The 9,013-nt window shown below is 70.2% G+C and carries 11 protein-coding genes; 2 read left to right on the forward strand and 9 right to left on the reverse strand.

Translation table 11 applies throughout. From position 1 onward, the window contains the following. On the forward strand, window positions 1–195 hold a 195-nt coding region (locus RMN98_RS03915), incomplete at its 5' end, for a sigma factor-like helix-turn-helix DNA-binding protein (RefSeq protein ID WP_309647490.1). Beyond that, window positions 192–440 (forward strand): zf-HC2 domain-containing protein, encoded by a 249-nt coding sequence (locus tag RMN98_RS03920; RefSeq protein WP_309647491.1) that lies wholly within the window; start codon window positions 192–194, stop codon window positions 438–440. The genes RMN98_RS03915 and RMN98_RS03920, both read left to right, overlap by 4 nt. Before the next feature lie 126 nt (window positions 441–566). Here RMN98_RS03920 and RMN98_RS03925 read toward each other — a convergent pair whose 3' ends face one another. From RMN98_RS03925 to RMN98_RS03960, 9 genes are all read right to left on the reverse strand, one after another. After that, on the reverse strand, window positions 567–1,310 hold the full coding sequence (locus tag RMN98_RS03925) for a ParA family protein (RefSeq protein ID WP_309647492.1): 744 nt from the start codon (window positions 1,308–1,310) through the stop codon (window positions 567–569). Next, the gene (locus tag RMN98_RS03930) at window positions 1,307–2,821 is read right to left on the reverse strand and encodes a CHAD domain-containing protein (protein WP_309647493.1); all 1,515 of its coding nucleotides are present in this window, start codon (window positions 2,819–2,821) and stop codon (window positions 1,307–1,309) included. The genes RMN98_RS03925 and RMN98_RS03930 overlap by 4 nt, the downstream gene beginning before the upstream one ends. Continuing rightward, window positions 2,818–3,393, reverse strand: coding sequence for a DUF2231 domain-containing protein (locus tag RMN98_RS21005; protein WP_397208771.1), 576 nt, complete (start codon window positions 3,391–3,393; stop codon window positions 2,818–2,820). Before RMN98_RS21005 ends, RMN98_RS03930 begins: the two co-directional genes overlap by 4 nt. 127 nt (window positions 3,394–3,520) lie before the next feature. Then, window positions 3,521–4,336 carry a hypothetical protein gene (locus RMN98_RS03935; protein ID WP_309647494.1) on the reverse strand — a complete coding sequence of 272 codons (816 nt, stop codon included), beginning with the start codon at window positions 4,334–4,336 and terminating at the stop codon, window positions 3,521–3,523. Between the two features lie 5 nt (window positions 4,337–4,341). Further along, window positions 4,342–5,220 (reverse strand): ABC transporter permease, encoded by an 879-nt coding sequence (locus tag RMN98_RS03940; RefSeq protein ID WP_309647495.1) that lies wholly within the window; start codon window positions 5,218–5,220, stop codon window positions 4,342–4,344. Then, window positions 5,217–6,179 carry an ABC transporter ATP-binding protein gene (locus RMN98_RS03945; RefSeq protein WP_309647496.1) on the reverse strand — a complete coding sequence of 321 codons (963 nt, stop codon included), beginning with the start codon at window positions 6,177–6,179 and terminating at the stop codon, window positions 5,217–5,219. Before RMN98_RS03945 ends, RMN98_RS03940 begins: the two co-directional genes overlap by 4 nt. Next, window positions 6,176–7,054, reverse strand: coding sequence for an FAD:protein FMN transferase (locus RMN98_RS03950; RefSeq protein ID WP_309647497.1), 879 nt, complete (start codon window positions 7,052–7,054; stop codon window positions 6,176–6,178). Before RMN98_RS03950 ends, RMN98_RS03945 begins: the two co-directional genes overlap by 4 nt. Then, a complete protein-coding gene (locus RMN98_RS03955; protein ID WP_309647498.1) occupies window positions 7,051–7,503 on the reverse strand; it encodes an FMN-binding protein in 453 nt (150 codons plus the stop codon). Before RMN98_RS03955 ends, RMN98_RS03950 begins: the two co-directional genes overlap by 4 nt. A 14-nt stretch (window positions 7,504–7,517) precedes the next feature. Further along, complete coding sequence (locus tag RMN98_RS03960) at window positions 7,518–8,885, reverse strand: ferredoxin reductase family protein (RefSeq protein WP_309647499.1); 1,368 nt, start codon at window positions 8,883–8,885, stop codon at window positions 7,518–7,520. Between the last annotated feature and the right edge of the window lie 128 nt (window positions 8,886–9,013).

The raw sequence follows: 9,013 nt of genomic DNA on the forward strand, positions 1-9,013 counted from the left end.
CTCGAGATGCTGCCCGCACGCCAGCAGATCGTGCTGACCCTGCGCGACGTGATCGGCTGCAGCTCCGAGGAGGTCTGCGACCTGCTCCAGGTGTCCGTGGCCAACCAGCGGGTCCTGCTGCACCGGGCCCGCGCGGTGGCACGCGCAGCCCTGGCGACGTACCTGGCGGACGAGGCCACGGAGGAGCTGTCATGACACAGGACGCCGCGGACATGGGCTGCCAGGAACTCGTCGAGCTGGTCACCGACTACCTAGAGGATGCTCTCGACCAGTCCACGCGGGCACGGTTCGAGCACCACCTGGGCCTGTGCCACGGGTGCGAGGTCTACCTGCGCCAGATGGAGGAGACCGCGGCCCGCCTCGGCTCCATCCCGGTCGAGTCCCTCACCCCTCACGCGCAGTCGACGTTGCTCGACGCGTTCCGCGGCTTCCGGCGCTGAGCGCCCTCACCCCACGTCCCACCAACCTGGCACGCCTCATCGTCGCCGGCGTCGGCCGCGGCGGCGGCCTGGGTTGCTCCTACATCCCACAGCCGACCAACCCGACGGCGAGCACCGAGGACCGGTTCACGACGGGCGCACCTCGGCCCAGAGCTGTTCGTAGCACCGCGTCGCCCTGTTGTTGGGGGCGAAGACGGGAACGGGCGTCCGGCGCTCGGCCATCTGCTCGATGATCGAGAGCGCCGGGATCACGGTTTCGGCGACGCGGGTGTGGGCGTGGTCGCGCGGGATCGCCTCGATCACGTCGCGGTGCAGGCGCTTGCGCCGGTCGGCCATGGAGAAGAAGGCGACCACGTCGGGGCGCGGTCCCGCCGAGTCGGCCACGAAGCGGGTCAGCTGGTCGAACGTACGCAGAGACAGTGTCGCCGGGATCAGTGGCACGAGCAGGGTGTCCGCGGCATGCATGACGTTCTCGGACACCAGGGAGATGCTGGGTGGACAGTCGAGGAAGACGACGTCGTAGTCGTCAGCAACGCTGTGCAGCAACTGACCCAGACGCCGGGTCCGCTTCTTGGTGTCGTCGAGATCGAGGTCCATGTTGCGGTAGCTGAAGTCGGCGGGCAGCAGGTCAAGGTTGTCGAAGTCGGTTGCCTTCAGGGCCGCCTCGATCGGGCGCCTGCGGGTCACCAGGGCATGACCGCCGCCCTTGACTCGCGGTCGCACCCGGAACATGTACGTCGCAGCCGCCTGCGGGTCGAGGTCCCACAACAAGGTCCGCCTGCCCTCCCGGGCGGCGAGGTAGGCGAGGTTCACGGCCGTGGACGTCTTTCCGACACCACCCTTGATGTTGTACGTCGCAAAGACCTTCACCGCCCGCCCCCGATCTGGTGCATCAACCGCTGACTCGAGGGCCGCGTGAAGTTGGCGAATGCGCCTTCGAACTCGCGTCGGGCGCGATCCTGGTCGGAGTCGAGGTGACCGATCAGCTCACCCATGGCCAGCATCGCCTCCGCGGGAGCCCCCTCGACGATCAGCTCCCCGGCGAACCCGCGCAGTGCCTGACGGTGCACCTCGGTGTCCTGGAAGCGGCCCAGAACGTCCTGCAAGCCCTTGAGCTGGGCAACCGCGCGCTTGCGCGAACCCTTGTCGACGACGGGGGCGAACACCTCGAGGGCGTAGCGCAGCTCCTTGCACCGCCTGCGCAGCCGGTGCAGGTCCTCGGCAGGCGAGTCGTCCGAGATGTCCGCGCCGCCACGCAGCACTCGCCGGTAGGCCAGGGACAGACTGCGGTCGGCCAACCGAGCTGCGGACATGTGCTCCCCGTCGGTCCCTTCCGGAGTCTCGGCAAGACGGGTCAGCTGCTCCTCCCACTCCATGACCAATCGCCGGAACCTGGCCGATCGCAGCCCACGTACCAGGGAGCGACGCTCGGACGTCCGGCGGCGGCGCAGGAACCTTGAGAGAGGTTCCAGGTCCGCAGCGTCCGCCGCCATCAGCCAGCCCTCCATCGTAGGCAGGGCCAGCTCGTACACATCGAGGTCGCGGACCGGCGTCGTCAGGTCGCCGAGCCACTTGAACTCCGGCTCCCATCGAGTTCGCATCACCTCCGGCAGGGCAGCCCGCCCCAGTTTGAGCGTCGACCGGGTCCGTCGTACCGCCACCCGGAAGTCGTGCAGGAACTCGGTGTCGACATCGTCGAGCAGACCGGGAAGGTTCGTGAGCATCGTTGCGGAGAAATCGCGCAGCGCGCTGGTCAGGAGCACGCTCGCGGGCACCGCACGGTCAACCCTGAGCTTCGGCGGCCCTGCGACGGTCTCTCGGCCCTCGTCAGCCTCGACCGCGCGCAGACCAAGACCGATCAGAATGCGCTCGGCCCGGCGGCCGTGTTCGTCGTAGCCTCGCAGCGTGAGCACCGTGAGACAGGCCGGTCCGGCCCCCGCGGAAACCGGCTCGTCCAGCTCGACCCGAACGACCGTCTTCGCGTCCTTGTTGTCCAGCTCCAGCAGGGACATGCGCCGCTTCTCGTCCGAGACCACCATCAAGGCCCGGATACCCGCCACGCCAGCGATCGCCTCCCGCACAGGACCCGCCGGCAGGACATCCGCGTGCGCCGGCCACTGGAGGTCCTTCGCGGGTGCCACCAAGGTCGGCACCGGGTCCGACCGACCCACCACAACCCGCTCACCCGAGGCTGTGCGCTGGTGCTCCAGGGTGAGGCCAGCCCTTCGCAACCGCCGGTCGAACGTGTCGAGGCGCACGCGGCGGACGAGCTGTCTCGAGGCAATCACAACCATGTAGTGGGCGGATAGCGCGGAAACAATCGGCCCGATGTCGATCCTGCCCTCGTCACCAGCCCGCAGGGCTCGGATAGGGATGATCATCGTGGCGAAACCATAACCTCCGCGCGCGACCACCACCTCGACATTGACGTCAGAAGACCGCCCTCGGTCAGCCGCGGGAACCTTTCCAGGTCGCGTCCACCGCCGTTTCCGCGCTCCGCTCCTTGAACGCGGTGGGTCCGGCATCGTCGATGCCTCGCACTGGCTGCTTGCAGATGCGGAGTCGCACTGGAGCGCAAAGCCGCTGGACGACCAGGGCACCTGTTCAGCCGTCGGTGGAGAACACTGCGTCCCCCCAGGCTGCTCGGGTTGGAGTTACACGAGGGCTGCGGATGCGAGCCGCGTGCCAGCGTGAACCAGACGAGGGTGTCGCCAAGCTCGGCATGCTCGCCGGGGTCTCCGACCCGCTTCTCGAGCTCCTCGCGGCTAGAGGTGGCTACCGGGGCGAGTGCCGTGGCGATGAGGGCTGCGGTCACGACCAAGGGGCCGTAGGGACGACGCCGCGTGTGCGGGCTGCGATCGCGATGGTCCCTAGAGTTTGCCAGGGGAAGCAGGACGACGATGGCATGGACGACGAGCGGGTGGAGTGGGATGCCGTTGCTCAGGTCGAGCATGGTGCTCCTCAGAATGAATGCGGTCCGAGCAGGGACTCTGGCCCGGGGGCTCGAGGTCCTACGACCCGTGGGTGCCGGGTAGTGCGATCGCTGGTGGGGGGCAGGCTCGGCCGATAGGGCCGTGGCGCTACTCGACGGGAGCTGCGGCGCCTGCCGTTGCGGTTGACTCCTGCACGTCGATCGAAGCGGGTGAGGTGGGGCCGATCCCCGTCGTCGTGGTGACCTCGAAGCTCACCTCGCCAGCACCCGGGGGGACGGCCGTGGGGAACGTGATCGTTGAGGTCGACTGCTCGGCCACGTCGAACGGCGCCTGACCGAGCCGGTGTCCGGCAGCGGTGGCCACCATGGTGCCGGAGCAGCCGTCGCTGCCCGGTCCGCAGCTGACCTGCACGCCGACGCGGCCCTGGTCGTCGGGGGTGAGGCCGGTGCTGGTGAGGCTCAGCAACGAGGGGAACTCCACGCCGGTGGGTGAGTCGTCCCCTGCCGGGTCGAAGCAGCCGTCGAACTCGAAGACCGGGTTGGTGACCTCCTTGCCGGCGGTGTCAGTGATGGTGAGGAAGCCGGTGAGCTTGCTGGGGCCACTGACGGTGTAGCAGTCGTTGCTGTGCACGTTGAGCTCGAACTTGCCGTAGCCCTCGGGCGGCAACGGCTGCTTCGGGTCGTCCCAGCCCACCAGGCAGACCCAGTCGCCACCGGGGCCCACGTCGGCGACGTCGGGGCCGTGCTTGTCGCACATCGCCCGGGCGTGGAGCGAGTCCGGGGTGAGGTCGTGGCGTCCCAGGACGTGCGACTGCTGGACGTAGAGGTTGGCGAACGTCGCCGACAGCGACCGCTCGAGGCGGGGTCGGGTGACGGTGCTGGTGCCGCCGCGGGCCAGGACCGCGGAGCTCAGCAGGACGACGGCCACGAGGGCCACCAGGACGGAAAGGACAGTTCGGCGCACGGGGTTCACCCTCCGGTGATGTCGCGTCGGCGGAGCAGGACGAAGGCGGTAGCGAGGGTGAACCCGCACCACGCGGCGCTGACCAGCAGCCCGTCGAGGAGGGGGCCGGTGAACACGGGCTGGGTGAAGAGCCCGTGCCAGGACTCGAAGGACGTCGTGACCAGCAGCGGGCGCAGCGCCTCGACGCCACCGAGGGCGCCCACGAGCTGCATCACCATGCCGAGCACCACGGGTGCGGCGATCCCGACCGCGGGGTTGCGCGACCACACCGAGAGCAGGATCGCCACCCCGGTGAAGGCCAGGGTCGGCGGCAGCATCGTCGCCCAGGCCACGGCCACGAGACGCAGGGCGTCTGCGGCGGGGACGGTCTGGCCGGTGAGCCCGGTCAGCGGCTGGTGGCCCACCGCGAGGAGGCTGGACACGATCGTCGAAGCGGCGAGCACCAGGAGCACCAGGGCTGCGAAGCCCACCGCGGTGGCGGTCTTGGCCCAGAAGAGCCGGCTCCTGCTGGTGGATCGGGTCAGGACCGTCTTCCAGGTGCCGTGCTGGTCCTCGCTGGCGAACAGGTCGCCGGCCACGATCGAGGTCAGCAGGGGCAGCACCCACTGCGAGGCGAAGCCGAGCACCAGCAGCGAGAGCGCGAAGCCGTTCTCGGTCGCGAACCGCCCGAACAGCGTGTCCTTGGGTGGGCGGGACTGGCCGTGGATGACGACGACGATCACGGCTGGCGCCACGAGGGCGACCAGCAGCACCGCCTTGGCGCGACGTTGGGCGCGGAGCTTGCGGACCTCCCAGCGCAGAGCGGCCAGGGCAGAGGGGCGTCGCCGGGGTGCGGGGGCGGGCTCCACGGCCCGGGCATCGGCCGAGGTCTGGACCGCGGTCATCGTGCCGCCACCCTCACGCGGTCCGGTCGGTGGAGGGACTGATGTGTGGGGTCGTCGGTGAGCATGAAGAACAAGGCCTCCAGAGGCGTATGGGCCGGAGTGAACGCGAGCAGACCGACGTCGGCGCGCACCAGGGCCCCGACGTACGACGACACTGCGGCGGGCGGGCCCGTCACGGCCAGCGCACCCTCGGGGTCGCGGGTCACCGAGATCCTCGGGTGCTCGGCACCGAGCGCCAGCGCCCGGTCGTCGTCGGTGGTGGCCAGGGCGTGGCCAGGATCGGGGGCCCTGGTGCGGAGCTCGGCGATGGAGCCGTGGAAGGCGACCGTGCCGCGGGTCATGATCGTGACGTTGTCGCAGATCTCCTCGACCTCCTCCATGTCGTGGGAGCTCAGCAGCACCGTGAGCCCACGACCGGCGAGCCGCTTGACCAGAGCCCGCATGTCGCGGATGCCAGCGGGGTCGAGTCCGTTGGCGGGCTCGTCGAGGACCAGCAGCCGCGGCTCGCGGAGCAGGCTGGCCGCGACGCCGAGCCGCTGGCGCATGCCGTAGGAGTAGCCGCCCACGAGCTGGTCGGCCCGGTCGGACATCTCGACCACGTCCAGCACCTCCTCCAGGAGCCCTGGAGGCGTGCCCCCGTCGAGCAGCGTCAGGCCGGCGAGGTTCGCCCGACCGGTGAGGTAGGGGTAGAACCGCGGGCTCTCGATGAACCCCGCCACCCCGTCGAGGACCTCCACCCCCGCCTCGTCCCAGGTCCTCCCGAAGACGCGGATCGTCCCGGAATCGGGGCGGATCAGGCCGAAGAGCATCCGCAGGAAGGTCGTCTTGCCGGCGCCGTTGGGCCCCAGGACGCCGTAGACCTCACCCGCAGCGACCTGCACCGAGATGTCGTCGACGGCGCGCACGGACCCGAAGGTCTTGGTGACGCCCCGGGCGTCCACGGCCAGGGCGGGATTCACGAGAACCCTGCGGTGGTGCGGCGCGTGGCAGGGACCGACCACGTCGCGAGGGGCGGGAGCGGCACCTGCACCAGCTCGGCGCGAGCCTCGAAGCCGTCGGTGTACCAGTAGTCACCCTCGGGAGTGACGGCGTAGGCGTCGAGGCCGTCCATGGCCTCGATCCAGGCCCGTGCGTCATGCCCCATGGCGAAGGCCGCGGTCGCCGCCCAGTCCACGAGCGTCAGGTCGCTGCCGACGACACTGATCGAGGCCAGGTCCTGCGGGGGGCGCCCGGTGACGGGGTCGATGATGTGGTGGCCCCGTTCGGCGGTCCCCGACGTGGCGACCGCGAGCCCCGGTGAGGGTGCCTGCGGCGCAGCCACGACCGCCAGCAGTCGACCAGGGTCGCGAGGGTCGACGACCCCGACGCTCCAGAGCTCGCCAGCCGAGGGCACTCCCACGCACCGCACGTCGCCGCCGGCGCTGATCGAGTGGTGCTGCGAGCCTGCGCGGCGCAGCATCTGGGAGGCGAGCTCGACGCTCCACCCCTTCACCATGCCGGACGGATCGAGTCGGCCGTCGTAGCGCTCGGTGAAGTGACCTCCGCTGATCGCGGCTGCCTCTCGACACAGGCGAAGGACGTGGCGCACCTCCGGGGCGCAGTCGGCGAGCTCGAGCGTCTCCGCCGCGAGGCGAGAGACCTGGCTGCTGGGTCGGTAGGTGCTGAACGTCGCATCCACCCAGCGCCACCACGTGACGACGTCGTCGAGGGCCGCGGAGGCAGGGTCGAGGTCGCGGACGTCCACGGTGAAGACGGTGCCCATCACGGACACGATGCGACGCTGCCCCAGGACGTAGTCGAGCTCAGTGCGGTCCGCTCCTGCACGTGCGCTCATGCCTTCGCCTCCGCCGAGGTGGGTGCGACCGACGATGCCTGGGTCTTGCTCGACGCAGCGAGCTGGTCGAGGGCCGACTGCAGCGAGCTGGCGTAGCCCTGGCTCGTGTACGTCGCGCCCGACACCGCGTGGATGCCTGCGCTCTGGGCCGCGATCGCCTCACGCCGAAGCAGGGGCTGCGAGTAGTCGGCGATCTGTCCGGACTGCCCGCCCGTGGGAAGCTGGAGCGCCTTCACGTCGGTGATGCGCCCACCCGCGACCACCACCTCGACCTGGACGGGTCCGTAGCGGGTGTTGATGACGGGCCCGGTGCTCGTGCCGGCTGCGGTGGCCGACAGCGAGCTCGAGCCCTGGAGCGCGAACGGGGTGGGTGAGGTGGCGGCCTTGCCGCCGAGGAGGAGCAGGACCCCGAGGACGGTGCCTGCGGTCGCGAGTGCTGGTCTGTTCATCGGTGACGCTCCCTCTAGAAGGTGAACTGCTCGGAGTGGATGTGGCGTGCCGGGAGCTCGCAGCGCAGCAGGCTGTCGCGTGCGGCCTCCATGAAGCGCGGGGGCCCGCAGACGAAGGCGTCGCGTGCGGCGAGTCCGGTCACGAGGTCGCCCAGTCGGCGACCCACGAGGACGTCGCCGTCGCCCCCGGGCAGGCCGAGGGCGTAGTGCACCTCGACGTGGGCTGCTCGTGCGAGCTCCTCGAGCTCGGCGGCGAAGATGAGCTCCTCGGGCTGGTTGGCCCGGTAGACGAGCGTGACGGGTCCGGTCTCGGGTCCGAGGTGCTCGAGCATGGTGCGCAGCGGCGTGATGCCGATGCCGCCGGCGAGCAGGAGGACCCCGTGACCGCGGCGTCTCGCGGGGGTGAAGGCGCCGTAGGGGCCTTCGGCGATGACGCGCACGCCGGGTCGGAGTCCCTGCAGGTCGCGGCTGTGGTCACCGAGGTCCTTGACGGTGATCCGCATCTCGCCCGTGGTCGGCATGGCGGAGAGGGAGAAGGGGTGTGACTGCCACCATCCGCGGGCCGTGAGGAACCGCCAGCGGAAGAACTGGCCGGGTTGGGCTCCGAGCCGGTCCAGGTCGGTCCCCGACACGACGATCGAGACGACGTCGGGGCCCTCCTGGACCACGGCGGCGACCCGCAGCTGGTGGCGCAGGGCGTCACGGACCGGGACCAGCCAGCGGTACCACAGCAGAGCAGCGGCGACCGCGGCGTACAGCGTGATCCAGGCAGCCTTCGCCCAGCCCGTCTGGAAGTCGGCACCGGCCGAGAGGACGTGCAGGAAGCTGAGGCCCACCGCGACGTAGGTGAGCAGGTGCAGCAGGTACCAGGTCTCATACGACACGCGCTCGCGCACCTTGCGTGCAGACACGAGGCCGACGAGCAGGAGCAGTCCGAAGCCGATCGTGGCCAGCAGGACGTCGGGGATGACGAAGATCATCACCTTCGTCTCGGCCAGGAAGCCGGTCTGCGCGGTGAGCGCGTAGCCCCAGGTGAGGAGCAGCGCGTGCGCGGTCAGCAGGCTGATCAGGTAGCGGCCGCCCATCGCGTGCCAGCGGGCGAGCCGGTCCGAGCCCAGGCCGTGGTCGATCCATGGCGCTCGACTCATCAGGAGGAGCACCACCGCAACCGTGTAGCCGCCGAGCAGGCCCGTCACCCGCCCGGCTGCTGTCAGCCACTCCCCCAGACCACCGAGCGTCGTCGTGTCGCGCCACCACAGTCCGAGAACCGCCACGGCGCCGACAACGACCATCGCGATCAGGCCTCGCTCGCCGAGTGTCCAGCGAGGAGCTTCTGGGATGAGCGGGGCGACCGGAGGTCGTCGTTCGAGCGTGGCGGTCATGTGGATGCTCCATCGATCAAGGAGTCGCATGTGCGATCGAGTTGATCGTGGCGAAGGCTGCCTGCCGACAACCTGACTGCCGACACAGCGCGCACCGGGAAGCGGTCAGGTTGTCGGCAGGTTGCGGG

The organism is Nocardioides sp. (assembly GCF_031397825.1).
GTDB lineage: Bacteria > Actinomycetota > Actinomycetes > Propionibacteriales > Nocardioidaceae > Nocardioides.

Coding starts and splice junctions, on each gene's coding strand:
- RMN98_RS03940 (WP_309647495.1), bottom strand. CDS start 5,220: ATGACCGCGGTCCAGACCTCGGCCGATGCCCGGGCCGTGGAGCCCGCC.
- RMN98_RS03955 (WP_309647498.1), bottom strand. CDS start 7,503: ATGAACAGACCAGCACTCGCGACCGCAGGCACCGTCCTCGGGGTCCTG.
- RMN98_RS03950 (WP_309647497.1), bottom strand. CDS start 7,054: ATGAGCGCACGTGCAGGAGCGGACCGCACTGAGCTCGACTACGTCCTG.
- RMN98_RS03920 (WP_309647491.1), top strand. CDS start 192: ATGACACAGGACGCCGCGGACATGGGCTGCCAGGAACTCGTCGAGCTG.
- RMN98_RS03930 (WP_309647493.1), bottom strand. CDS start 2,821: ATGATCATCCCTATCCGAGCCCTGCGGGCTGGTGACGAGGGCAGGATC.
- RMN98_RS21005 (WP_397208771.1), bottom strand. CDS start 3,393: ATGCTCGACCTGAGCAACGGCATCCCACTCCACCCGCTCGTCGTCCAT.
- RMN98_RS03960 (WP_309647499.1), bottom strand. CDS start 8,885: ATGACCGCCACGCTCGAACGACGACCTCCGGTCGCCCCGCTCATCCCA.